The 25,217-nt window shown below is 36.5% G+C and carries 19 protein-coding genes and 3 pseudogenes; 15 read left to right on the top strand and 7 right to left on the bottom strand.

What is annotated here, in order from left to right; all coding sequences use genetic code 11:
- Positions 1-285 (top strand): transposase (locus ACM03V_RS09360; protein WP_414620488.1); only part of this gene is annotated, 285 nt, incomplete at its 5' end.
- Positions 286-580: 295 nt separating this feature from the next.
- Positions 581-1,809: pseudogene (locus ACM03V_RS09355) on the top strand (ISL3 family transposase).
- Here the strand turns inward: ACM03V_RS09355 and ACM03V_RS09350 are convergent.
- Both ACM03V_RS09350 and ACM03V_RS09345 read right to left on the bottom strand, forming a co-directional pair.
- Positions 1,787-2,101 (bottom strand): hypothetical protein, encoded by a 315-nt coding sequence (locus ACM03V_RS09350; RefSeq protein ID WP_414620487.1) that lies wholly within the window; start codon positions 2,099-2,101, stop codon positions 1,787-1,789. The pseudogene ACM03V_RS09355 and the gene ACM03V_RS09350 overlap by 23 nt on opposite strands.
- Positions 2,102-2,147: 46 nt before the next feature.
- Entirely contained in the window at positions 2,148-2,444 is a 297-nt protein-coding gene (locus ACM03V_RS09345) for a hypothetical protein (protein WP_414620486.1), read from the bottom strand.
- A 539-nt stretch (positions 2,445-2,983) separates the two neighbouring features.
- Between ACM03V_RS09345 and ACM03V_RS09340 the strand changes: the two genes are divergently transcribed.
- On the top strand, positions 2,984-3,157 hold the full coding sequence (locus ACM03V_RS09340; RefSeq protein WP_414620485.1) for a hypothetical protein: 174 nt from the start codon (positions 2,984-2,986) through the stop codon (positions 3,155-3,157).
- Positions 3,154-4,650 carry a multicopper oxidase family protein gene (locus tag ACM03V_RS09335; RefSeq protein ID WP_414620484.1) on the top strand — a complete coding sequence of 499 codons (1,497 nt, stop codon included), beginning with the start codon at positions 3,154-3,156 and terminating at the stop codon, positions 4,648-4,650. Before ACM03V_RS09340 ends, ACM03V_RS09335 begins: the two co-directional genes overlap by 4 nt.
- Positions 4,651-4,709: 59 nt before the next feature.
- Here ACM03V_RS09335 and pgmB read toward each other — a convergent pair whose 3' ends face one another.
- Positions 4,710-7,589, bottom strand: a complete 2,880-nt coding sequence (pgmB, locus tag ACM03V_RS09330; RefSeq protein WP_414620483.1) for a beta-phosphoglucomutase — start codon at positions 7,587-7,589, stop codon at positions 4,710-4,712.
- An 819-nt stretch (positions 7,590-8,408) separates the two neighbouring features.
- Here pgmB and ACM03V_RS09325 point away from each other — a divergent pair.
- The 4 genes from ACM03V_RS09325 (at position 8,409) to ACM03V_RS09310 (ending at position 11,113) form a co-directional block, all read left to right on the top strand.
- Positions 8,409-9,665, top strand: coding sequence for an MgtC/SapB family protein (locus ACM03V_RS09325; RefSeq protein ID WP_414620482.1), 1,257 nt, complete (start codon positions 8,409-8,411; stop codon positions 9,663-9,665).
- Positions 9,666-9,851: 186 nt separating this feature from the next.
- Positions 9,852-10,031, top strand: a complete 180-nt coding sequence (locus ACM03V_RS09320) for a hypothetical protein (RefSeq protein WP_414620481.1) — start codon at positions 9,852-9,854, stop codon at positions 10,029-10,031.
- 141 nt (positions 10,032-10,172) lie between these two features.
- Positions 10,173-10,844: a DUF262 domain-containing protein gene (locus ACM03V_RS09315; RefSeq protein WP_414620480.1), complete on the top strand. Its 672-nt coding sequence runs from the start codon at positions 10,173-10,175 to the stop codon at positions 10,842-10,844.
- Positions 10,841-11,113, top strand: a complete 273-nt coding sequence (locus ACM03V_RS09310; protein WP_414620496.1) for an HNH endonuclease family protein — start codon at positions 10,841-10,843, stop codon at positions 11,111-11,113. Before ACM03V_RS09315 ends, ACM03V_RS09310 begins: the two co-directional genes overlap by 4 nt.
- A gap of 114 nt (positions 11,114-11,227) precedes the next feature.
- Here the strand turns inward: ACM03V_RS09310 and ACM03V_RS09305 are convergent, their stop codons facing one another.
- The gene (locus tag ACM03V_RS09305) at positions 11,228-11,839 is read right to left on the bottom strand and encodes a DUF4360 domain-containing protein (RefSeq protein ID WP_414620479.1); all 612 of its coding nucleotides are present in this window, start codon (positions 11,837-11,839) and stop codon (positions 11,228-11,230) included.
- Between the two features lie 1,255 nt (positions 11,840-13,094).
- Between ACM03V_RS09305 and ACM03V_RS09300 the strand changes: the two genes are divergently transcribed.
- The 5 genes and pseudogenes from ACM03V_RS09300 to ACM03V_RS09280 all read left to right on the top strand — a co-directional run bounded on the left by ACM03V_RS09300 (position 13,095) and on the right by ACM03V_RS09280 (position 17,737).
- Positions 13,095-14,135 (top strand): hypothetical protein, encoded by a 1,041-nt coding sequence (locus ACM03V_RS09300; RefSeq protein ID WP_414620478.1) that lies wholly within the window; start codon positions 13,095-13,097, stop codon positions 14,133-14,135.
- A gap of 200 nt (positions 14,136-14,335) precedes the next feature.
- Entirely contained in the window at positions 14,336-14,899 is a 564-nt protein-coding gene (locus ACM03V_RS09295) for a hypothetical protein (protein WP_414620477.1), read from the top strand.
- 129 nt (positions 14,900-15,028) lie between these two features.
- Positions 15,029-15,706: a L,D-transpeptidase gene (locus tag ACM03V_RS09290; RefSeq protein ID WP_414620476.1), complete on the top strand. Its 678-nt coding sequence runs from the start codon at positions 15,029-15,031 to the stop codon at positions 15,704-15,706.
- Between the two features lie 368 nt (positions 15,707-16,074).
- Positions 16,075-16,770: pseudogene (locus ACM03V_RS09285) on the top strand (phytoene desaturase family protein); the annotation flags it as partial.
- Entirely contained in the window at positions 16,745-17,737 is a 993-nt protein-coding gene (locus tag ACM03V_RS09280; protein WP_414620475.1) for an FAD-dependent oxidoreductase, read from the top strand. The pseudogene ACM03V_RS09285 and the gene ACM03V_RS09280, both read left to right, overlap by 26 nt.
- Positions 17,738-18,681: 944 nt before the next feature.
- On the opposite strand, the gene ACM03V_RS09275 is transcribed toward ACM03V_RS09280, so the two are convergent.
- The 3 genes from ACM03V_RS09275 to ACM03V_RS09265 form a co-directional block, all read right to left on the bottom strand.
- Positions 18,682-21,975 (bottom strand): PAS domain S-box protein, encoded by a 3,294-nt coding sequence (locus ACM03V_RS09275; protein WP_414620474.1) that lies wholly within the window; start codon positions 21,973-21,975, stop codon positions 18,682-18,684.
- A 1,395-nt stretch (positions 21,976-23,370) separates the two neighbouring features.
- A complete protein-coding gene (locus ACM03V_RS09270; RefSeq protein ID WP_414620473.1) occupies positions 23,371-23,628 on the bottom strand; it encodes a DUF1816 domain-containing protein in 258 nt (85 codons plus the stop codon).
- An 8-nt stretch (positions 23,629-23,636) separates the two neighbouring features.
- Positions 23,637-24,161, bottom strand: a complete 525-nt coding sequence (locus ACM03V_RS09265; protein WP_414620495.1) for a hypothetical protein — start codon at positions 24,159-24,161, stop codon at positions 23,637-23,639.
- A gap of 64 nt (positions 24,162-24,225) precedes the next feature.
- Here ACM03V_RS09265 and ACM03V_RS09260 point away from each other — a divergent pair.
- Together ACM03V_RS09260 and ACM03V_RS09255 are read left to right on the top strand one after the other, a co-directional pair.
- Positions 24,226-24,387, top strand: a pseudogene (locus tag ACM03V_RS09260) (ISLre2 family transposase); the annotation flags it as partial.
- Positions 24,388-24,601: 214 nt separating this feature from the next.
- On the top strand, positions 24,602-25,084 hold the full coding sequence (locus ACM03V_RS09255; RefSeq protein ID WP_414620472.1) for an adenosine-specific kinase: 483 nt from the start codon (positions 24,602-24,604) through the stop codon (positions 25,082-25,084).
- Positions 25,085-25,217: the final 133 nt, after the last annotated feature.

Raw genomic sequence — 25,217 nt, 5'->3', positions numbered from 1 at the left:
TCAAAATCAAAGAAAGATGAATACGAAAAAATATTAAATGGATTGAAAAAAAGTAAGTATGCTTTATTAAAAAATGAATCAAAATTAAAGGAAGAACAAACCAATAAACTTAATCAAGTTAAAAAAGTATCTCCTATTCTCAAAATTATGCATGAACTAAAGGAAAAAATACGAATAATTTTTAATGAAACAAATGATTGGTTAATAGGACTGTTTAAAATGGGTATATGGCTATTAAGAGCAAAAAAATATGGCTCTTCAGTACTTAGTATGCTTAAAGTATAGTCAAGCGAGATAAAATAGCGGAAAAATAACTCGTTGGAGGAGGGAATTGAACTACCGCTGCGCTCTATTCAATTACGTATAGACGGGCTTATGATTAGCTCACAAAAACCATTAAATACGATAGCCCGCCTATACGCCGCTACGCTAATTGAATAGTAGTTCAATTCTTAAATTATCGAAGCAGATTAGCAGAAAATAATGAATTTTTGTTGAGATTATTTGACTCATAATGCTAAAAAATACTTGATTTAAATAAAGATGAAATAATCATGACGCAAGTGGGTGTATTAATATTATGGCTTCAAAAAAAGAAATTAAACTACTAACAGAATTAATCAATTTAAAAGAAATAAAAGTTATATCGCACCGCCAATATCAAAATGTTGGAATAATCTTACAGGTTGAATCAATAAGTCGGGATGCTATCTGTCCTCGTTGTCAGACAAAGAGTCTGCTTATTACATCAAAATCATAAATATATAATTAAAGATTTACCATTGGGAGAAAAACAATTATTTTTAGAAATAAATAGACGACAATTCAAATGTAATGAATGTAAAAAGCCTTTTAGTGAAGACTTAAATTTTGTAGATAGAAGAAGAACATATACTAAAAGGCTTGCAAAGAAAGTAATACAAGAAGTTTTAGTAGGAGATATAAATAGCGTTGCAAAAAAAGGGATTGTTACGACTGAAGAAATAGAAAGAATGTTAAATGATGCTTCTAAAATATTATTGTTACAAAAACCATCAAAGTTAAAAAGAATTGGTATTGATGAGATAGCTTTAGTTAAAGGAAAAGGTCATTACTGTGCAGTGATTATAGATTTAGACCATTCTCAATTACTTGCTATTTTACCAGGGAGAACACAAGATATAATTAGAGAAACACTCTTATCATGGGGCAAAGATATTTGAAATGATATTGAAGAAGTGAGCATAGACTTATGGCGAGGCTACAAAAATGTAGTTCAAGAATTAATGCCAAATGCTCAAGTTGTTGCCGCAAGTAAATAAAGAGTTAGATTCACAAAGAAAACGAGAGAAAAGAAAAATATAAGATTCAATTAAAAAAGCAAAATCGCAATTAAAAAAACATGAATACGAAAAAGTTTTAAATGGATTAAATAAAAGTAAATATGCTTTATTAAAGAATGAGTCTAGCTTGAATGAAGAACAGAAAATTAAACTTATCCAAGTGAAGGAAGTATCTCCTAATCTTAAAGTAATGCATAACTTAAAAGAGAAAATACGAATAATTTTTGATGAAACAGTTGATTGGTTAGGAGGATTATTCAAACTTGGTATATGGCTATCAGAATCAAAAGAATATTTTCCGTCAAGTCGAAAAACTATTACTCGTTGGATTGATGAAATTATTGCTTACTTCGATAAGCGTACAACGAGTGGTGTTGTTGAGGGAATTAACAACAAATTAAAACTTATTAAACGTTTAGGATATGGATTCAGAAACTTCGATAATTTTAGAGTTAGATGTTTACTTAACTGGCATTCTTACTGTTAGTTAAGCATACTAAGTACTGAAGAACCATTTTTAATAAGATATAATCTGCTCCACCAACGTTGATGAATACGTGCATCTTGTAGGGATTCTCTTGACCAACTTTTACCAATTCACCTTCCAGTTCCCAGTTGGTGGCGTTGGAATCTACCGTTTTGAAATTATAGTACACCAAAGTGCGAACCAATTCTGTCATGACTGCGTTGGTATCTTGCAAATCAATTTCGTAAGTCAGTGGGGTTCTGTCTATAATTTCAGCATCTTGTAGCATAGGGTTTAGACGTTCGAGTAGCATAATATAAATTTCCTTTATTTGATAACGAGTTTGGTTTTGATAGGGTTTAAATTAAACTCATTACAACGAAATAAACCATAAGTAGGATAACGAGTATATAGTTTCCCCAAAGTTTTTCTTTATCTTCTTCTACTGGTTCGTCGGTCTTAGAATCATCATTCCGATCTAACCATTCTTGGAAATAATTGGTTTTTTTATTAGGTTCTGAATTAGTCTTATCTTGTTCTCTTCTTTTTATTTCACTGTCTATTTCTGAAAGCTGTTTTTGTAAATATTGAATCTCACGTTTTACTTGCTTAATTTTGTATAGGTCTTCAAGTGTATACCTAGATTGTGTTTTCATCCTATACTCCTTATTTATTAGTTTTTATTCACTCATAAATATACATTCGGTGAATAATTATTTAAGCAGTAGAAGCTTTGACTCCGCTTCTAATATTAAGAATAAAGACTAAATATGAGGAAGTTGTGAGGAATATAAAACCGATTCAATATTTGATTTTTCTAAAAACTAATTAAATCTAAGTCAGTTGATTTTTACAAAAAGATAACTTGTGTTAAGTAGAAAAATCGACATATTATATTTTTGTAAAAACCTAAAAGAATAACTTATCGAAATAGATAGTATTGAAAATCTCTAATAATTTAGAGTGGCAATGAATTGAGATGTAAAAATATACTGTATTGTCTATTAGTAAATATAATCTAAATTTGCAAAATTTTACCATGATGTTAAAAAATATTAATACTTAGTGATGTTACTTAGATATTAACAATTTAGTTTATACTAATAGTTAGAGAGGTTGTGAATTAAAGCCTATTTTCTCGGAACAACCGTTAATCAAATCAATTTTTCAGTTTTAAATTTAAAGGATTTTTCACATGGCTAATAAAAATATTTTGTTAGGGACAAATATCTCTGATTTGATAAATGCTTTAACAGCGAATCATGCGGTTGTTGGTTCAAAAACCAATAACACGTTTGTTGATGGGATAAATAGCGGAGTTACATATAAGCAACAAACATCTTTATCAAATAGAAGGATGCAAATATGAATATTACAAGACGAAAAGCCATACAGTTGGCTGCAATTGCTGGTGGCAGTGTTATCTTACTTCCTGTAGCACATCAGTATATTAGTCATGCTGCAACTGCTGGCAGTCCACCACCAGAACCTTTTACAGTTAACCTTCCTATCCCACCAGTATTACAGCCTGTACGTAGCGATGAAACAACTGATTATTACGAGATTGTAATCAAAAGAAATCAGATAGAGATTTTACCTGGGTTATTTACAGAAATCTGGGGTTATAACGGCATAACTCCAGGTCCTACTATTAAGCAACATCAAGGTAGACAGTCAATTGTTCGCTTTGTTAATGATGTTGGTGCATCAACATCAACTCATTTGCACGGAATGGCATCGCTGCCGCAATTTGACGGATATGCTGAGGATTTATCTAGTCCTGGCTTTTACAAAGATTACATCTATCCTAATAATCGCGCTGCTACCTTTTGGTATCATGACCATGCAATTGATCAAACGGCACATCATGTATACATGGGGCTAGCTGGTATGTACATTATCCAAGATGACTTTGAGTTGAGTCTTCCTTTGCCGAAGGATGAGTACGATATACCGCTGATTATTGACGATAAAGTCTTTGCTAATGATGGTTCTTTAGTTTTCGATGACCATCAACATACTAGCGTTATGGGAGATATTATCCTGGTCAATGGTGCGCCGCTGCCTCGGTTGGAAGTTGCCAACCGTAAATACCGCTTCCGAGTTCTAAATGGTTCGGTTTCGCGTTCGTACAAATTAGCTTTGAGTACGGGTGATGATTTAATTGTCATCGGTACAGATGGCGGACTTTTACAAGCACCAGTCAGAACTAAAGACTTGAGGTTGGGAATGGCAGAGCGTTATGAACTGGTTATCGACTTTTCCAAATACCCTATTGGGACTCAGGTAGTTTTGCAAAATCTTGGACTACCTAACAATACAGATTTTGACGGTACTTCTAAGATTATGCGCTTTGACGTAGTACGTGCTGAACCCGATAATAGCTTGATTCCCTCAACACTACGACCTTTTGAGCAACTTGTACCACCTTCTGCAAGACCAACAAGACGCTGGACTTTTGAGAATCGCAATGATAGATGGGAGATTAACGGTAACATCTGGGATAGGAATCGGGTTGATGCAAACCCTGGTTTAAACGATATTGAAGTTTGGGAAATTATTACTAATAGTCGCAACTGGTTTCATCCAGTCCACATTCATCTAATCCATTTTCAAATTCTAGAACGCAACGGTCAACCGCCTCTTGCTTACGAACGAGGTTGGAAAGATGTTGTTTATATCGGTGAAGACGACAATATTAAGTTGATTGCTAGGTTTGAACCCTATCAGGGTAAATATATGATGCACTGCCATAATACAGTTCACGAAGACCATGCCATGATGACTCAGTTTGAAGTCGGTAGCGGCGGGATAGACCCAATGTCAGCACCGCCAAAGCCTTTGCCAGCACCCCCATTGTAAGAAAAGCCCCCTCTCATTGGTAAGGAGAGGGCTGGGGTGAGGTTTAACCAGAAATGATATTAATTAGCTAAACAAAAACTAAACTTCTGCTGAATATCCTTAAAGCTAACACCTTCTAGATTCGGCAAAATAATTTGAGCCGCACCAACTCTTTGATCCGAACCAATTCCTATAGTTCTCATTCCTCCAGCAAGGGCTGCTTCAACTCCGGAAACTGCATCTTCTACTACTACGCAATCGGCTGGTTCTAATCCTAACTGATTGGCTGCATATAAAAACAAATCTGGTGCGGGTTTGGAACGAGTAACGCTGTTACCATCGGCAATAACATCTAGTTTATCTGCAATTCCTAATCTTTCAATTACAGTACGAGCATTTTTACTTCCCGAACCGATAGCAATTTTAATTCCTTTTTCACGCAATTCATCTATTAAATTACCGGCTCCTGGTAGTAGTAGTTCCGGTGTTATTTGTCGGATTAGTTCTACATAATAACGGTTTTTACATTCCATCATTTCCTGGATTTGCGATTCCGAGTACTTTCTATCACCAATTATCTTCATTAATGAATCTCGACGTGAAATTCCCCGTAATGCTTCATTAGCTTCGCGGTTAAAGGGAATTCCTTCTTCATCTGCTAACTTTTGCCAAGCTTGATAGTGTAATTCTGCTGTATCCGTAAGTACCCCATCCAAATCAAAAATGAAGCCTTTAATTTCCGATTTGATAGTGCTAATTTCTGGTTTCAAGTCAAAAGAATGCCAATCACCGCGCCAGTAAAGTTTAAACTGTAAGCGTTTCCAAGTCGGAGGTAAATTGGGTTTCGCTACCAGACCATTTTTTGTAAATTGGATACCGGCAACTCCAAAAACTACAGCTTGCCAAATACTACCGCAAGATGCAGCATGAATTCCCTCTGATGCATTTCCCCGCGTATTTTCTAAATCTACTAATGCTGCTAATCTAAAATTTTCGTAAGCTTCACCCGTTTTACCTAAAGAAGCTGCCACAAGTCCATGAATAGCAGGACCTAAAGAAGAACCATAAGTGATATCGGTGCGCGGTGCGTAATAATCCCAGTTTTTCTGAAGAACATATGAACCATAATCAGTTTCGGCGGTTCTTTCCATTAAATAAAGCAGCATCAATACATCTGGCTGCTTGAGAATCTGCCGCTTGTTAATTTCCTTGATTCCCAAAATCGTTAACATTGAATCGGTACGCGGCTCGTAATCGGCTAAATTAACATTTTCTAATTTAAAAAAGCCCTCAAACTGTTCGATAAGTCCCGTTTGTGAATCGTAGGGAATCAACAAATTTTCGGCGATGTCTTGCCAACGAGTGCGACGCTTCGGAGTTAGTTGCAGATGTTCTTCTAATTCAATCGCTTTTTGAGGAAAATTTTTACTCAGCCATTCATAAACATCAAGGGCTTTTTCCAAATGCCATTGCACCATCCGATTAGTGAAAGCATTATTATCTATATTTTCGTGATACTCATCTGGGCCAATTACATCACGAATGGAATAAAATTCGCGCTTAACATCAAGATGAACGCGGCTACTCCAAAACAAAGCGGTATCAAGGATAATTTCTGCACCATAATCGCGCATCCATTCATCATTATCGGTAACTTGCCAGTACAGCCAAGCCGCAATACTAATATCTGCACTAATGTGAATTTCGCGATCGCGACACCAAATGCGAATATCTTCTTCATATAAATTCTTTGCTGATACCCATCTTGGAGTTACTTCGTCGCCAGTTGCAGCGCTTTCCCAAGCATACATTGCACCTCGGTAGCCGTAAGATTTTGCTTTGCGTCGCGCTCCTGACAAAGTATGATAGCGGTAAGTAAGTAAATTTCGGGCAATATCGGGTTGAGTAAAGATAAAAAATGGCAGGATAAAAAATTCTGTATCCCAAAAAATATGCCCGCGATATCCGAAGCCTGATAGAGTTTTGGCAGGAATACTAACTCTATCGTCATGATGCGGAGCGCTAATTAATAATTGAAAAAGATTGTACCGTAAGATTAATTGAGCTTGAGCGCTTCCTTCAATTACTATATCGCTGTGATGCCATATTTTATCCCAGGCTTGCTCGTGATTTTTTCGCAAATCTTCATAACTTGCTAGCTCCTGCAACTTATCGCAAGCGGCTAAAGCAGGATTTTCTATATCCCGTGAAGTAAAAACTGTAACTAATTTTTCAACAGTAACAGTAACTCCTCGAACAGCATCAAATTTTGCTTCCACTGTCGGAAAACCGGGAACGCTAATATCTCTATATTGAGCAATGCTTCCCGATATTGCTAACTTGAATGCCATCCCTAATTGAATGCGGGAAGTTCTAGTCCGAACTTGCAACCAAGAACTAGCTTCGCCATAACTTTGATCGAGAATTAACCAGGGGTTAAATCCATCATTATCTTCAGGATTACCATCAATACTACCGCGAATCCGAATCGTACCATCAAAATCAATCGGTGTCAGTTGAATCCGTAATCCTAAAACATTTTGCTCTGCAAGGCTTGCAAAACGTTCAAAATAAAGGTCGATTGTTTTACCATTTGGACTGCGCCAGCCTATTTTACGACTCAGAATACCGCGCTGCAAATCTAACTGACGCTCGTAGCCGAACAATTCACCTTTATCTAAACGAAATTCTTCGTCATCGATAATAATGTATAAAGGCAGCCAATCAGGGCAGTTAACTAGTTCTGTATAGTAAATCGGCACATCATCATAGACACCATTAATTAAAGTCGCGGCTACTGCACCGGGATATCCTTCCTCAAAACTGCCTCTCGTACCCAGATAGCCGTTACCAATGGTAAATACGGTTTCTTTGTAGTTAAGTTGTTCTGGGTCAAAATAATTTTCGGTAAGAATCCAATCTTCGTAGCGTAAATGGGGGTCTAAAACAGTTTTGTTCATGGCTATTCAAAGTATCGTTTCTATTTACAAAAAACATCAACTGGGTATAGGTCAATATATTCCTTAAGTAAAAACAACCAAAATTATTTTTATGATCTAAATTAAATAATCCATTTTCTTCAGCTTCGTTCTTAGTACCATATAAATGTGAGATTCTTGTGAGGATATACCTTCATATTTTTTAAATGAATGAATACTGATTTTAAAATTTCTAGAGAAATACTTGCAGTTTTCTCACAATTTACTCACATTGTTTTTTTAATGTTATTCCTCAACCAGTATCGGGCACCCAAGCAATAGTATCCGAATTAAGTAAAGTTGATTCACAAAAATCATGTGCTGAATTTGGTGCCAAAATTCAAAATTGATTTGAAGATGTTTTAGAAATCTCAGAATTAAGCGAACGTCAAAAAGAACTACTGAAATCCCAGCTAGTTAATTTTGAAATAAAACCGCCAATAATGCGTCCAGAAATGAGAATGCCTCCAAAAGCGGCTCCACGGAAATGATTATGCTGCTTGAATGTTTTTATAGGTAAACAGCAAAGAAATATAACATAAAGCTTTATTTAACCTAGCTTTATTAGACAATAAAGATATAGGCAGCTATTAGTTCTGAAAAACCTTAAAACGTACTATAAAGCTGCTATGGAGGTGGAACCATGTTTGATATTTCTGTAACTGATGTCATTAAATACACGGCGCTCAGATTTGGCATCGCGATCGCAATTGTCTTGCTAGCGTTGGCTTTAACTACTATCCCAGTGTTTTAAAAAGCAATTTTTCAAAACAATAAATTCAGAATTTGATTGGTTAGGCGATGAATATTACAACTACATTACGACTGGCGATCGCCCTTGCAGTAGGTTTAATTATCGGCATGGAACGCGGTTGGCAAAGTCGAGACACTCCTCAAGGTTCCCGAACTGCGGGAGTTAGAAGCTTTGCTTTTGTCGGGCTTTTTGGTGGGTTATCGGCACTGCTAGGAGATAAATTTGGCACCAATATTCTGGCTGTAACCTTTTTGGGGCTGGTGTTGATAGTCGCTTTTTCCTACAGAATCAGCGCTAAGGGTTCTCAAGATTTCGGCATTACCACAGAACTATCATTGCTGATTACTTTTATTTTGGGAGCATTAGCAGGAAGTGGAGTCGAAGGAGAAGCGGTTGCTAGTGCTGTAGTTGTGGCTGCATTATTAGGATATAAACAGGAAATACATTCAATTCTCAATCAACTGGAACGACGAGAACTAATTGCTACGTTGCAACTATTGATAGTGGCAGTTGTAGCGCTTCCTTTACTTCCAAACCGCAATATTGGTCCTTGGGAAGCACTCAACCCAAGAACAATTGGTTGGATAGTACTATTGATTGCAAGTATTTCCTATATTGGTTACTTTGCAATGCGAATTGTTGGTAGTCGCGTTGGTTTGTTAGCAACTGCGGTAATTGGCGGATTAGTATCATCAACTGCGGTGACGCTGGCTTATGCAAGAATAGCCCGGAAAAAGCAAGGAAATTCAGCTTTGCTAGGGGCGGGAATTTCCCTTGCAGCCGGTATTATGGCTGTAAGGTTATTGATTGAAATAGGAATTGTTAATCCTTCTTTGGTGCCCTTACTAATAATTCCAGTTGGATTACTGGCAATTGTCCCTCTAATTGCAGCGGTAATAATCGCAACTCGAACAACTCAAAACATATCCGAGGCAGAAGTGAAGTTGAGAAATCCTGTTGAGTTAGGAGCAGCTTTAGGTTTTGCTGGGGTTTTGAGCGTTTTATCTGTGCTTGTGCGTGCTGCTCAAAATTTTTTTGGAGATACAGGTATCTATATACTTTCGGCGATTTCTGGAATTGCAGATGTAGACACGGTGAGTTTATCTTTAGCTCAGGCTACTCGTGAAAATTTATCGCTTGAGATTGCCGCGACAGGAATTTTAATTGCTGCAATAGTAAATACATTATTCAAAGCGTTACTAGCAACATTTATTGGTGGATGGTTATTAGGTAGGTGGTGTGCGACGATTTTGTTGAGCGCTTTGAGTTTAAGTTTAATTGCAGCGTTTGTGATGCGTGGGTGAGAAGAGAGTGCGGAATGTGGGATCTAACAATTACTTATCGACTAAGTAAGTAGGCGGAAATAAATAGAGCTATATAACAAAATGTAAATAAGCTTCTCTTTGAGAAACTGCTTGCGCGTCTACAAATCCTTACTCCTACTGCCTACTCCCTTGTTACCGAACAGGATTTATGTTGGGTTTTAGTTTGTGTGCTTTGATGTCGAATGTTATCAATCAGAACTTTATCGGCTTTCTTTAGTTGTCACTAATGCGAGTTATGCGTTTACTTTTATTTTTATTTTGGTGACTGCAATTATTTCCGGGTTGATAGTTCGTCGGCAGTTGAAGAGTTTGGATTTGATTGCGGTGTTGAAAACAAAGGAATAGGCAAACAATTAATATAGTTTGATTTAAATGCAATTTATAATGCGGCTCGGTGCAATAAATACACTTACTTCTTTTAAGTAGTCAGGTATAATATTAGCCAAGGTTAGTTACTTTTGCAGATTAAAGGACAAAGTAAATTTCATGGAAGCCTCGCCCGCTAAAGTTATTCAGTATTTCAACGGTGAAAAGCAAAATCTAATTCCTCTATTTCAGCGCCCATATACGTGGGCTGACAGTAATTGGCAAACTCTGTGGGATGATTTAATGGTGCAGTATGAAGTGGGTGATACTGGAACCCATTTTATGGGGGCGATTGTTTCTGTTCCGGCGCGAAGTATACCTGTAGGAGTCAGTAAATATCTTATTATTGATGGACAGCAACGCCTTACAACCGTATCGTTACTTTTATGTGCTTTACGCGATTGTCTTGATTCAAATACAGCCTCACGCATACAGGAAGTTTACTTGACTAATCGCTTTCGCGATGTAGAGGATACTTTGAAATTTGTGCCAACACAGGCAGACCGAAATATATACCGCACTATTGCTCTAGATCGTGAGGTTCCAAAGAAAGATAAAGATGTTCGGATGGCTGCTGCGTATCACTTCTTTACAAAGAAATTGACCAAAAGTACCGATATTAATGATAATCCAGTAGATGCTACCAAAGTCCTAATTACTTTGGAGCAATGTCTCCAGGTTGTAATGATAAACCTTGGCGAAGATGACGACCCATATTTGATTTTTGAGAGTCTTAATTTCAAAGGTGAACCTCTTACTCAAGCTGACTTAGTAAGAAATTTTTTGCTCTGACTCGGAAATGGAGAGATGAGCTAGGTTTAGAACCAGAGAAAGTTCATGCTAACCTTGTGAATACATTCGGTAATTTGAGTTTGACTAGTTATAATTCAGAATTGAGCAACCTTTCATTTTTAGAAAAGAAGGTTAAACTCGAAAATACTCATATTGAGTTAAACCGTTGGATTCTTCAGCAAGCTAGTTGGGGAGCATCAGAAATTGAAGAACGAGCAAAAAAAATGTTAAGCACAGGCAATAGTATCTGGAAGGGTACTTTAGATTAGACAAAATCCCTGAATAAATGGCGGTGTCGCCAAACCTTGACGACACCGCTAGGAGTAGATTTTATTCTTTATCAACGTTCATGACGTAAAAACCCATAAGTTAATCAGGATTCATTATTTATTACACGAACGGTATTTGATATGGTATTTCAAACCACGATGTGCGAGATCGAAAGAGTCAACGGTGGCAATTCCCTTTCCATTTGCAGACATTCCTGCATTAACTCGCATATTTAAACTGTCACCACAGCGCGACCATACATTCACAACGGTTGCCAAAGGATCTCGAACAAAATATTCGGTTTCACCTTTAAAGCTTCTGTTAAAAACTGGTCCGCGTTGACCAGCAAAGAAATACTCTGCTCTAAGTTTTGCAGTGGTTGCAGGAGAAATATAACCGCGATAATCGGCATCATAGAGAGAGATTTGAAAACCTTGAGGGACTTCAATTGGAATTGAAAGGTTACAGCTTTTACGGCTTGCTCGTCGATTACTCGCATCCGCAATGAACTTATCAAATAGAATACTTAATTCTTGACCATCAGGACTTACGGTGACACTTGCAGACCGATCGGGGCAACCGCTACCACCATAACCTACGTCGTCAACAATTCTGACTTTTGGTGCAGCCAAAGCAGGTGCAACCATAGCAGCCATCAGTGTTGCTGTTGCGAAAAAAGTTGCAACAAAATTGATTGATGTTTTCCGTCCATTTTTATTATTCATATGTGACCTCCTAGAAAACACAAGACAGGAGGCAGATAGTAAAAGGCATATTGAATGAGGTAAATAAACTTTTATTTCATTCATTACAGAGCGGAGAAAATCGCTCTTGCTGGAGTCTCTTAACTAACAAACTCTTATTAACAGCCTATTGATGCCTTCATTTTCATATCATTGAAACATAGCAAGTTAAACTTTACTTTCTGCTCGATTTCTACGAAATGTTGATATCTTACTTCTGGCTTGTGTAAACTTTTTTAAGCTAATTTCTTAGCTGTTATTTCATTTTAAAGAGTAAGTTTGAGGAAATTGTGAGGATTTGTTCGCTATTGGCTAGAAAAGCAGTTTTTTTGCCGATTATTGCTGATATTTAATATTTTATTTATTTTTGCTTAAAATTGTCTAAATCTATGCATAACTTCCTCACAAGTTCCTCAAGTTTTGTTTTTAATTTAGCCAAGCGCAAATTGCAAGACTATATCATTATGCTGCGTCAGTAAAATAACTCTTCCTCGCATTTTGTGTTCAAGCTCTGCATTTATACTTCAGTAGAAAGTCTTGGACAACAGAAATGGCACTGTCAACCTTAGAACCACTATTAATTAATAAAGGGGCAAGGAAGTAGTTATACCAATTTGTATGGGGCTACAATAAATTTATCATAGTAGCTTAGTACTACTTACTATCTACAGAGAATATGAAGGCACTCTATTTTAGATGTTTCAGGACTTTCTTAAGTAAATTCCACGATATTCCTCACAAGATTATCACAATTAGCTTCTAAATTAGAAGTATAGATAATCACAGGAGGTAAATATCTGTAGAATATTACTGACGTAATTTTTAAAACGTAATAGTTCATACACTCTCTATTAGTTTAAAAAAACTAAGGTTTTAATTATTTCAAATGAGTGCGTGAATAGTTACTTAAAACAAAATAAAAAGTGTCTGAGGTGATTAATCTTTTTTTCTGATGAAATAATCCGTTTTTTATATCTTGAACAAGCTTCAAGCATTGCCGATGAATAGTTTAAATATCAATCAACAGACAAGTTCAATGCCGCATACTAAAGTAAAATTTAATTTGGCTGATACTTAGGTAATATCTCTATACTTAAGTTAGAGCAGCAAAAATACTACTAAACAAATTAAGTATATGCGCATAAATAGCTGTATAAAAAGAATACTTTATTAAATAGTAAGTAGTAAAAACTGTGCTTATCTGTCAGCCATAATACTCAATCAATAGGAGGGTATTATGTTAGTCAAAAAAGTTTTAACAATCGGTTTCCTTGGTTTTTCGGCAAGTGCCATTTTTCTCGGGAATTCAGCCCTTGCTCAAAATGTCGAGCAAGAATTTAACGGTCGTGCTATTGGTCCGGAAACTTCTGTTCGTGGAAGCAACTTGACGATTAATCCAACTGGTAGATTACGTCAGTTAATCAATTGTGAAGCCAGAAATGATAACGTACCACTTGACCCTAGTTGCGATGCAAGTAATACCGCAATTTACGATCGCGGTAATGGTCATCAAAAACCACCCCAAAACGGTCACAATGGAGGTCATAACGGAGGTCATAATAATGGCGGTTCTGTAAACCAAAAGGTTGAAAATGGTGGCACGAACACAACTGTTATCGCTCCTGCTTCTTCAAGCTCTAGTTCTAGAAGTCGTTCTGATTCATCTAGCGAAAGTAATGCTAAAGCCACAGTTCGTGATAGTGGCAATAGCCGCAATACTAACTTGAACTTTAGTCAGGGTGGTGAAGGTGGTGAAGCTAGAACCGGCGATCAAAAGAATCAGATGTCTGTAAATACTGGTGCAACTAGTGTTTCGCCATCCACAAAAGTTAAAGTTGATGGTGACGAATACAACAGCATTCAATTTGGTTCCCAAGCACCTGGTACTGGTGGTGAAGCATTTTCTTTCAATTACCGTTCAGCCTGCGGTACTGGTGTTAATTACCGTCAGGGCTTCGCGCTCAAACCCAGACGTATCGCTGGTGGTGGCTTCGGTTATGCCTTGGATCTTTCTACTACTAAGATGGATACAATCGAAAATCGTGGTAGCGTTCAGAATAAGATGAATACTGCGTTTGAAACGGCTATGGGTGTTGTAAATAATCAACAAGCCTTTGAACAACGTCTAAATACTGGTGGAGTCAGCCGTCGGGAAGCAGAAAACCACGCGATCGCCAACTGTACTCCCGTCTATAGTAAACAAGAAGTAGTACGAGTTAGCAATGGGGAACCACCGATCGACAAACCTCGTAACTGTACGGCAAGAGGTTGTAACTAAATTGCTGAAAAAAATCTGTTGACAAATAGAAACTTAGCTATAGGTGCATTTACCACATACTCATAAAACCCAAGAACTTGAGTTAAGCTAACTAGCAACTGTTCTACATATATTACAGTTATCTAGATTAGCTAATTAATAATCTCAAAGACTTGCATCAAATCATCTTTGGACGTTATTTATCGTCCAATGAGGTAGTTATGAAATTTTTTTTAAGTTTTATCTTTGCGGTTTTTTTAGCTGCTTTACCTTGCAATCAAACTTATGCACAAACAGCAGCATCTTATTTAACCGATGCAAAAATTCTACAAGTAGAAGAACCGCTTGTAAAAGTTGTCAAACGCCAAGTTACTCCCGGAGTCATCATATTTACACGCCAAAATGGTTGTTTGGTAAAAATTCCTGCATCAACATATTCTCTAGATAGTGGAATAACCTTGAAAACCCCCGTTGGGTTAACTGTTTCTGGAAGTACGGTTCCACAATGGCGCAATGAATACAGACAACCTTGGATGTCTAAATTGACTGATTACCAGAGAGGAGAATATAAAATGATGATTTTTCAAATCGGAAGACATCCTTCAACCTTAATTAAATTAGAAGAAAGTGATAAACAACTCTTAGATTCGCAAACAGCCTGTGCTGTAGCAGCTTATAAAATTTTTGGAAGTAATTTCAGATTACTTCAAGAAGTAACAAACCAAAGACAAGATAGTTTTTATTTACCCTTTAATCAAGGTTGGGATAAGATTTTTTATAATTAATTTCTTAGGTCATCTTGATTAACTAAATATCCAAATGCTGTTATTATTTATCGGAGAGATAAAATGATAATACTAATATTCAAAAGTTGGTCAAAAATAGTTATTCATAACCTATTGATGCTCATCTATTTGACATCACTCAATGTGAGCTTGCTTTTAGAAAAAACTCATGCCGCACAAATTTACTCCTACACACTCGATAATTACAATCCAATTCAAAGGGTTTACTATGACGAAACTTTAGCATCCAACGAGAATAAATGCTTGAATGGGCTACTCAATCGAATGTTTCAAACAGGGCATAAAGAAACCATAGAAGCTTGTCTGAATACTTTTGGTTATAATCCAGAGAATAAAATTAAATCTCCTGTAATGATTGTTTTTGAAATTGGTCAAACGTCTCCCGAAGTTACAACTACAATTATTTATAAAAGCAAAAATAATCAGATAAATATAGAAAGCTTTTCTGCCGTAGGGGCACGTTATTATGAATGGCACCCACCCTATGGTACATATACATTAGATTATATTAAGCGGGATAACAGTTCTAGTTTCAAGCCTGCTTACGGTAATTTTTATTCTCCTACAGGGCAAAAAGATAAAAACGGGATTCCAGTTAATTTTGGTTTCCACGGACGTGAAGGGAATTTGATGGCTGGTAAGGGTTCTAATGGCTGTTATCGCCATCGAGTAAAAGATATGAATAGAATAATGACGATAATTAAAAATGCTGGGAAAGATGTAAACTTGCCTTCTAATTGGTTTGAAAATAATCTCCCAATTGCCGTAATCTCAACGCAAAAATAACAGCAGTAGTAAAATTATGCATGAAGCCAGTTTAATTAATCACTTAATTCAGAAAGTAAAGTTTAATTAACAGCGAGCTTTGTGATGATGATATTTGAGGATATATCGAGAACACAACACAGTGTCTATTTAAAGTAATAACCGATACTTAAGTATTCATCAAATACAGATAGGGAACTGGCTTTTTTTTGTCTTAGAGTTGTTGCGATCGCATTGCTGTATAACCATCATAATTAATCTGGACTACTAAATACTTTATTTACTATTAAGAAAATTTCTTCGATCCTCACAAGTTTCTCAAATTTATTTTCTAAATTAAATTTTATGCTCGACTAGAGCATGAATATAGTTATTTAATAAAACTGGTTATGAAAACTGATTACTTGATTTTAGGTAGCGGTTTATCCGGCTTAGTGTTTGGCGCACTGATGGCAAAATCCGGTAAACGGGTGCAAGTTTTAGAAGCTCATGAGTATCCCGGTGGATTTGGTCATACCTTTACTATGGCTAAAAAATATCGCTTTAACGCACAACTCCACTATGTTTGGGATTGCGGGGAAGGTAAACCTGTTAATCAGGTACTGAAAAAACTTAATTTAGACCAAGATATAACTTTTGAACGGTACGATCCGAATGGGTTTGACCATATGAGAATGCCGAATTATGCTTTGGATATTCCTTCGGATTCTCAAGAGTTGATTCGACGACTTACCGATTTGTTTCCCAAAGATGCAGAGCAAATTCGTCAGTTTGTTTTTGAAGTCAAAAAAATTAGAGAAGGATTAAAAATATTAGCTCCTCCGGTGAATTTTGGGGAGTTATTCACGCATTTCGGTGAAGTCAATAGCACTGTTATGTATCTTAATAGTACGCTGCAAGATGTTTTTGATAAATTCAAGCTTCCTCAAGCCGCACAAACGCTTTTAGCTTCCCAATGGCAAGACTTTTTACTACCACCAAATCAACTTTCTTTTTACGCTTGGGTAATTTTATTCTCAGGATACCAAGAAGGTGCTTATTATCCTACCCATCATTTTGATGAAAGAATTGGAAGTTCAGTTAGAACCTGTAGATTTAGGTTCTACGATGTTTTTGAAAAACGGTCGTCATATACATTCTGCAACAGCAATTCGTAAAAATTTCAATGGAATACAGCGACTAATCGAATTTCTCAAACTTGATGGTTTATATGCTCGTTCGGCTGATTTTTGGTTAAAAACTCATTTTGCTCAAATACCGTCCGTTTACAATCGGTCTTTATCTTACTTTTTAAAGACTCGATGTGTTAGAAACACTTGGATAAAGCTGCTGACGATGTACAGTTATTCGATGCACTTTGAACTGATTGATGATTTCCCGGCGGAACTAGGAATTCTTTCTCTGCGAGATTATGTTTTTATCGACTGGTTTAGAATTAAGGGTGGAGTATATTCCTATATTGAGAAGATTTTACAGCGTTTCAAAGGGGAAATTCGCTTAAATGTCAATGTCGCGGATATCTCTAGAATGGCGGATGGTGTCAAAATTGAACTATCCGACGGTGCAACTTTTGGATTTGATAAAGTTGTGCTTGCAACTCCACCAGATAAAGTACTAAAGCTATTATTAGATCCCACAGTTGCTGAAATTAGACGTTTTAGTGCTTGGGAAAACAATCAAATAACTACGCTAATTCATGCCGATACTTCGATGTACGATCGATACGGTATTAAACAACCTTCGGAGTTTGATTTTTTCGAGACAGCAGCGGGATGGGGATATAACGCTTATCTTAATCAGTTGTGTGGAGTCTCATCTGAGATTAAATATAGTTTGGCATTTAATCTTGAATCTTTAATCGATCGAGATAAAATCGTTCAGCGTTTAGAACACAATACACCTCTGTATACTGTTGAATCTTTCCGATACCGAGACGAGGTAGTTGATACCAATGGCGAAAACCATACTTATCATGCAGGGGCTTATTTAGGAGATGGCTTACATGAAGGTGCGATCGCATCGGCAATTCGGGTAGCTGAATTAATCGGATAGCCTACAATCACGGTGTTATGAACCAAACTATCCCTACCCGAAAAAAAAGACAAACACCAAGTTGTGATGGTAATTGGTGTTTGTCCTAAAAGATGGAGAAGCGCATCGTAAAACCGTAAAAATAGAAAATCGCAGTAATTACGAAGTAGAGATTCAAAAAGGCTTAATAAGAATGAAATAGTAATTTTATATCCGAGCGAACAAATAGAAGCAGGTATCGCTATAAAAGTTCGATAAACCCAAATTTAGCCTTTACAATACTTCATATTTATAGAAGTACAAATTATCAATATGATTAAAAAAGTAACGCATTTTGAATGAAAAATATTGATTAAATTTAAAGGTAAAGATTCGTATCAAAATAGTCTACCTTTAATTAATGATTGCTATATTAAAGATGAAGCAATAAAGCTTCCCTGGCAGATAAAATAGCCTGGTGCATACAGGTTCAATCAAGTGAAAAGGTAAGAAAACTGTTTCATAATCTGTCTCGAAAACTAACAACAACACCCAACTTGAACGCTTATAATTCCTCGCTGTGAGAGTCAGGGGGCAACGTAACTAGCAATTTGTTAAGCAGTTGATTAGTACGTCCCTGTAAAGACAAAGAAGAAGAGGAAATCACTGAGCAAGTAGATGCTTGGGTGTTGTTGTTTTAAAAGTATAAATCTTTAAAGATTTAGTACTGCTGATTTGAACGGCAGTAATTGTTTTTTATATCTAAAAATATTTCTGTAAGTAGCTATTGAAAAATTGCTTTAAAGAAAAATAGTTTTATATTTACAGGTTAAAGGTGATGCCTAACAAATATAAAACTATCTTTGTAGACAGTAATCAGTTAGCTAATCTGATTACTGGCAAGTTCAATATACACAGTAAAATAAAAATATGAGGAACTTGTGAGGAAAAATGTTTATTATCTAAATCCTATGAAATCGGAAAATTTATTCAAGATTAATAACTTGATGCAGCTTTCTCAACAAATCTTCGCTGGTATAAGGTTTAGATAAAAATAACTTGGCACCATTACTCATAGCTGCATTAACCTTATCGCTAGTAGATAATCCGCTGACGGCAATTATCTTAACTTGAGGATTCATTCTTTGCAGCGTGCGAATGCTTGTTACACCATCCATTTCCGGCATCATCATATCCATTAATACGGCGCTGATTTCGTTTTTATGTTGGGCATAAAGCGCGATCGCTTCAATTCCATCGTAAGCGGTAAGTACTCGGTAGTTATGATTTTCTAGAGATGTTTTAGTAATATCCCTAATACTCATCTCATCATCTACTAAAAGGATTAATTCCCCTTTCCCTTGAGGAATTTCTACTTTTTCATCTTGGACAATTTCATCTGTATGGACTACTGGCAAATAAACTTGAAATTTAGTTCCTTCATCGATTTCGCTGTAAACATTAATAAAACCACCGTGGCTTTTGATAATACCAATTGTGGTTGAAAGTCCCAATCCCGTACCTTTACCTTGTTCTTTGGTAGTAAAAAATGGTTCAAATATTCGTATCTTAGTTTCTGGAGGAATACCCGTACCCGTATCTGTAACTGTAATTAAAATATAATTTCCTACGCTAGCATCAAGATTCATTTTGATGTAGTTTTCGTCAATATCAATATTTTCGGCTTTGATACTCAGCGTACCTCCTTGCGGCATGGCATCGCGAGCATTAACGCAAAGATTCATTAGCACCTGATGAATTTGTGTTGCATCGGCGCTAATTAACCGTAAATTATCGGGTAAAGCAACTTGAATTTCAATTGATTTAGGAAAAGTATTGCGAGCAAATTCCTGAATTTCCGAAATGATATGCTTTGCTTGAAGCACAGTGCGATCGCCTTGTACTCCTCGTGCAAAAGATAGCACTTGCTTTACTAAAGTAGCCCCCCGTTTAGCACTGGTTTCGAGGATGTCAAAGAAATGCTGAGTTTGCTCATCTACTTTCGGGATTGTAAGCGGGAGAAGCTGGGAAATCGCTAAAATTGGTGTGAGAATATTGTTTAAATCGTGAGCAATTCCGCCAGATAATGTACCGATACTTTCCAAACGTTGAGCGCGAAGAAATTGAGCTTCTAATTGTTTTTTCTCGGTAATATCAGTATTAACAATTAGCGTTGATTTGGGATTTCCTTGCTCGTCGCGAACTAAATTCCAGGTACTAAAAACAACGATATCCTTACCCTGCTTGGTAACTTGATGCAATTCACCTTTCCAGTAATTTTCGTTGAACAATACTTGATGAATTTTTTCTAATTGTGGTAAAGACTCGCAGAAAAGTAATTCATTGCCATTTTGGCCCAATGCTTCTGCCAAAGTATAACCATATAAACTTTCCGCTCCTTGATTCCAAAATAAGATTTGGCTTTCCAAACTACGAACCATAATTGCATCTGTTGCAACATCTAATAAAGCGGCTTGTTCGTGAATTTTTTCTTGCGTATGCTTGTACTCCGTTACATCCCGTGCTACCGAATAAAGCATTTGTTCGTAAGGAGTCGCATTCCACTGCAACCACTTATAGGAGCCATCTTTGCAGCGATAGCGGTTTTCAAAAGCAATCGTTTTGACTCCCTGGGAAAGTTTATCCATTTCCGAAGTAGTCGGTGCAACATCATCCAGATGAATAAAACTTAAAAAGGGTTGTGCAAATAACTCAGCTTTTGTATATCCTAAAATTTCTTCAAAAGCTGGGTTAATTTGTTTGAAATAACCATCAAATCCAGCAACACACAACACATCCAGAGACAGTGAGAAAAAGCGGTTTAAATCTTCTTCTAATTGCTTTTTCTCGGTAATATCAATTCCTGTGGCAATAATATATTTGACCGAACCATCATCATCAATTAAACAAGTATTTGACCAGCTAATTAAACGGCGATTTCCATCTTTTGCTACCCAATGATTTTGGTTTTGATTGGGAAAATCACCTCTTTTAAGCTGTTCAAAAACTTTTTTAGTAGTTTCTATATCTTCTGGGACAATCAAATTCCATATCTCTCTATTTTCTACCTCTTTAAAGCTGTAGCCCGTAATTCGCTCGCAGGCTTGGTTAAAACGAACAATTTTTCCTTGTTTATCGAGGACAACAATTAAAGCACCAGCAACATCTAAAATTGCAGATGTGAAATTTCTTTCTTGTCGCAGTGCTTTTTCTATTCGTTTGCGTTCTTCAAGTGCTGTTTGTGTTTGCTGATAAAGCTGAGATTGCTGGGTGTAGCTTTGCGATAGTTCGCTTCTTTGTACTTCCAAGCGTTCTACTTGGTGCTGCAATAGTTCAAGAACCCCATACATCTCAGTCGGGTCTAAAGCTTGCAATAAGCTAGTTTCCGTTATTACACCTCTTAATTCTTGTTGCTCCCCTGCAACTACCAACCGCCGTACTCGATGATAAAGCATGGTTTTGTGTACATCCCATAACGACTCATCCGTACTTATCAAAAACAACGGCGCACTCATCACTGCTTGTACCTGAGTGCGTTCTAAATTCAACTCCAATTTTTGAAATTGTAGAATATCGCGTTCGGTGATAATTCCGATTGGGAAAATTAATTGAGTAGAGGAGTCACACATAGATAAATTTTTCTCCCCATCCTCTTGTCCCCCCATCCCCCCATCTGCTTGTGTCTCTTCCACAATCACCACGCAGCTAACATGATGCTCAACCATTAACTTAACTGTGTCGAGTACCGATACTGTTGCAGGTGCATGAATAATTTCGGTATTCATCACCTCCTCTACCCGGCGAAATCTCAGCCACTCGGTAGGATGTAAAGCTCGTCGCATACCTTCGGTGGTGATGACTCCCAAAAGTTGATTCTGCTCGTCAACAATTGGTAAATGTCGAATCTTGCGATCGCAAGTTAAACTCAAAACCGTAAAAACATCTTCAACTTCAGAAGCTTTGAGCGTAACAACTTCCTTGCTCATCACTTCTGCTACAGTAGTCTGGTGTAGTATTCTACCAGCAGCAAGCAACCGCACCATGTCGCGCTCGGTAAAAATACCAACTATCTGCGAATCCTGCATTACTAAAGCAAAACTACTATGCGCTGGCAATACTTCCGAATCATTTGTTGTTGAATCATTTTGATCGAGATGACAAATTCTTCTCCACCCCTGGCTCATTAAGTGAACCACTTCAACTAAAGCTCTGTCAGGAGTAACAATCAAAGGATTGCGTTCTATCGCTTGTTCCAGTACAAATCGCTGGTTCTGCTGCATAGTGCTAGTGCGGGTGGTAATTTCAAGAAGGCATTTTTGTCTTTAATCTTTACAATAGGACATATTTAAGATTTGTGTAACCATCGATGTCTCAAATTTTCTTTACTTAATCAGGACTTACGCTTGTCAAATTAGAAGATAAAAATAATTTTTCATGATGCCGAAGAAGACTACAACCCGTCAAAAGTTGTAAAGATAGCGCAAATGCGAATAAAAAATTAGTGATTTAGGGCATCGTATTGTTTTCATCAAACCCGCCTTAGCTTCAAAGCGATTGTTTTATTTCTATTTCTAAGCTACTCCTATCCCGCTCTAAGATTACCTATCTCTCTTTATCTCTTTTCTCTGCGCTCTCTGCGTCTAGTAAGGTTTTTTTCGGTAATCTTCTGGCGGAAAGGTAGTAAGTAATTAATTTGAGGAAGTTGTGAAGAATTGGGAATCGTTAGGAGTTAGGAGTTATAAAACTATTTGTAGTGGGAGCATCTTGCTCCCTTGTTGTTTCTATCCCCCATCTCCCCCTCTACCCATTCCCCAATGTAAGCCGGAGGCTTTCGCAGAGAACAACTTTTCAAGACAAGAGATATAGGTAATTACAGAACGCGTTGGGAGTAATTACGATTTTCAACGCCAATCTACTTATTTGTTAAAAAAATTCACTTTTTAAAATATTTTCGATTTTCCTCACGAGTTCCTCATATTGTTGGAGTAATTTTAATTAGTAACAATTAAGAAACTTATCTTGCTCTTGGAAAGCTGCTATCTCCTACGAATACTAAGCTCATAGTACTATTCTTAGGAATACTATTTAATAGAATTATGTTTCATTTTGTGATGTCAATTCTATTCTCTATTAGCCATCATACAGGGCAGAGTTAAAAGAGCAATAAATCCTGGTTTCTTGTTTGCTAAGTAGCTGAAGCTTCCTTGTGTATAGTCTTTTGCGAGTTCCTTCCGTTTTTATAAGTGCAAAGAATGTATACGTTTGCTCTGGTTAGGGGCTACAAAAAGGCGATATATTCTTGGCACTTATTTTTTACCTCGCCCTAACCCTCTCCTTTGCTTTGAAGTAGACTTTGAAACTAGTTGCTTGTTTGTCACTATATACATTGATAAATCCACCGTAACTTTTGACAATACCAAACATAAGTAATAGCACGACCAACCGTAAGCGTTTGAAATCACCAGCAATTAAGCATTATTTTTTACATATATAAAATGATCTTCACAAGTTCCTCAAGTTTATTTTTTACCCTAAAAATATAGACAAATAACTGCCGTCAAGAGATTGTTTTATTATAATTAGCTGCTTATATAGCCTAGTTTATCGATTATTAAAGCATTCTGTTGGAGACGTAGCAATGCTACGTCTCTACATCATTGTTAACCGTTGCCAAATTAATCTTCTTCATACACAGTCAAATTTTTCGGTTTACATTTCTTAATTTCAACATATATTCCCGAAGCTTGTTCTTCAATTAAATCTTCGACATAACCATTCTGATTAAGTTTAGCTTCTTGAGAATTATTAAAAGGACCGAAGTAATAAATACACTTGGGTTGAGCCGTTCTAATTTTTATCCAGTACGGTATATTTTGATTTAAAAAAGGAATATTATTTAAGAAAGGAAGATTTTTTATTACAGGAAGATGCATGGCAAATGTTACTCCTTGATGATTTGACTAGCTATTTTCAAAATTGCTTGATATTCTTCGTCGGTTAATTTATCACCCGTTTCAATACTTTTACAAACAGATGGTAATTCTCTCCTCATCACTCCACACAGTATTGTACTAACCCGATCAATTTCTTCTAAAGGCACTGAGTCAAAAAGACCACTAGTTACCGCCAAAAGCACTGCTATTTGTTCGGCTGCTTGCAGGGGTTGAGATTGGGGTTGTTTGAGTATTTCCCGCACTCTTCGTCCTCTAATCAAAGTCTTTGTAGTTTGTTCGTCAAGTTGCGTACCAAAACGGGCGAAAACTTCTACTTCTTGGAATTGAGAGTAAGACAGTCGTAAATCTCCAGCAACAGCACGGTAAGCGTTTAATTGAATTTTACCGCCTACTCGTGAAATAGACTTACCTACATCTATAGCGGGGAAAACAGCTTTTTGAAATAAGTCTGGAGACAGATATATTTGCCCGTCTGTAATCGAAATCAAGTTTGTAGGAATGTATGCCGAAATATTCTGCGCTTGTGTTTCTACTATAGGTAATGCTGTTAAGGAACCACCCCCATATTCATTACTTAAATGGGTTGAGCCAAAGCTTTTAACTATTTACACAGTTGGCAAAAATGGTAAAAAAATTAAAAATGGCGTAATTCCTATTATAAACGATAGGACTTATGAAGATTATCAGGGATTTCTAAAGATACTAGAAATGTACCTTGTTAGTTTAGGAATGAAACAACTTTACCGAAGCTGGTTTGATCTAGCACAGCCATGTATATTCACTCCTTTTTAAAAGTTTTTATTACAAATTTGAGGAAGTTGTGAGGAAAAATAATTTAATTCGGAAGATAACACCTTCACGATTTCCCCATATTCTTTATTTAATATAAAAACAAGATTATGTTACTACAAATAAGAATTTAAAATTGTTATTTGCTTAGGTTATAAAAATTATGCATATCAAAATAGTTTCAGTAGAAATTCCTGAAGATTGTAATATTATCATTGGTCAAAGTCATTTCATCAAAACTGTTGAAGACTTACATGAAGTAATGATTGCAAATTCCACACAAGTCAAGTTTGGATTAGCTTTTTGCGAAGCATCGGGAGATTGCTTGGTTCGACATTCAGGAAATAATGAATATTTACAAGCAGTAGCTCAGAAAAATGCTTTAGAGGTAGGGGCAGGACACTGCTTTATTATCTTGTTGAAAAATGCTTATCCAATGAACTTTCTTAATACTATTAGACAAGTTCCTGAAGTTTGCACGATTTACTGTGCTACTGCCAATCCAGTAGAGGTAATTGTGGCAGAAACCGAGCAAGGGAGAGGGATTATCGGTATTATTGATGGATTTGCGCCGAAGGGTGTAGAATCATCTCAAGATATGATAGAACGTAAAGATTTTCTACGTCAGATTGGATATAAACTTTGATTTACAACATTTTATCGAATTGTCAATGCAAATATAAATCGCGGCGTTGCTCAATTAAAATATGATGTCACAATTTCACAAAATGTAGAAACCTGGCAATATGCCCCAGGCTACAAAGGATATTCTACAAGAA

The organism is Calothrix sp. CCY 0018 (genome assembly GCF_963920925.1).
GTDB lineage: Bacteria > Cyanobacteriota > Cyanobacteriia > Cyanobacteriales > Nostocaceae > Rivularia.
The sequence above is the reverse complement of the archived record's forward strand: the minus strand, read 5'-3'. Positions and strand labels throughout refer to the sequence as shown.

Coding starts and splice junctions, on each gene's coding strand:
- ACM03V_RS09350 (WP_414620487.1), bottom strand. CDS start 2,101: ATGCTACTCGAACGTCTAAACCCTATGCTACAAGATGCTGAAATTATA.
- ACM03V_RS09345 (WP_414620486.1), bottom strand. CDS start 2,444: ATGAAAACACAATCTAGGTATACACTTGAAGACCTATACAAAATTAAG.
- ACM03V_RS09340 (WP_414620485.1), top strand. CDS start 2,984: ATGGCTAATAAAAATATTTTGTTAGGGACAAATATCTCTGATTTGATA.
- ACM03V_RS09335 (WP_414620484.1), top strand. CDS start 3,154: ATGAATATTACAAGACGAAAAGCCATACAGTTGGCTGCAATTGCTGGT.
- pgmB (WP_414620483.1), bottom strand. CDS start 7,589: ATGAACAAAACTGTTTTAGACCCCCATTTACGCTACGAAGATTGGATT.
- ACM03V_RS09325 (WP_414620482.1), top strand. CDS start 8,409: ATGAATATTACAACTACATTACGACTGGCGATCGCCCTTGCAGTAGGT.
- ACM03V_RS09315 (WP_414620480.1), top strand. CDS start 10,173: ATGGAAGCCTCGCCCGCTAAAGTTATTCAGTATTTCAACGGTGAAAAG.
- ACM03V_RS09305 (WP_414620479.1), bottom strand. CDS start 11,839: ATGAATAATAAAAATGGACGGAAAACATCAATCAATTTTGTTGCAACT.
- ACM03V_RS09300 (WP_414620478.1), top strand. CDS start 13,095: ATGTTAGTCAAAAAAGTTTTAACAATCGGTTTCCTTGGTTTTTCGGCA.
- ACM03V_RS09295 (WP_414620477.1), top strand. CDS start 14,336: ATGAAATTTTTTTTAAGTTTTATCTTTGCGGTTTTTTTAGCTGCTTTA.
- ACM03V_RS09280 (WP_414620475.1), top strand. CDS start 16,745: ATGAAAGAATTGGAAGTTCAGTTAGAACCTGTAGATTTAGGTTCTACG.
- ACM03V_RS09275 (WP_414620474.1), bottom strand. CDS start 21,975: ATGCAGCAGAACCAGCGATTTGTACTGGAACAAGCGATAGAACGCAAT.
- ACM03V_RS09270 (WP_414620473.1), bottom strand. CDS start 23,628: ATGCATCTTCCTGTAATAAAAAATCTTCCTTTCTTAAATAATATTCCT.
- ACM03V_RS09255 (WP_414620472.1), top strand. CDS start 24,602: ATGCATATCAAAATAGTTTCAGTAGAAATTCCTGAAGATTGTAATATT.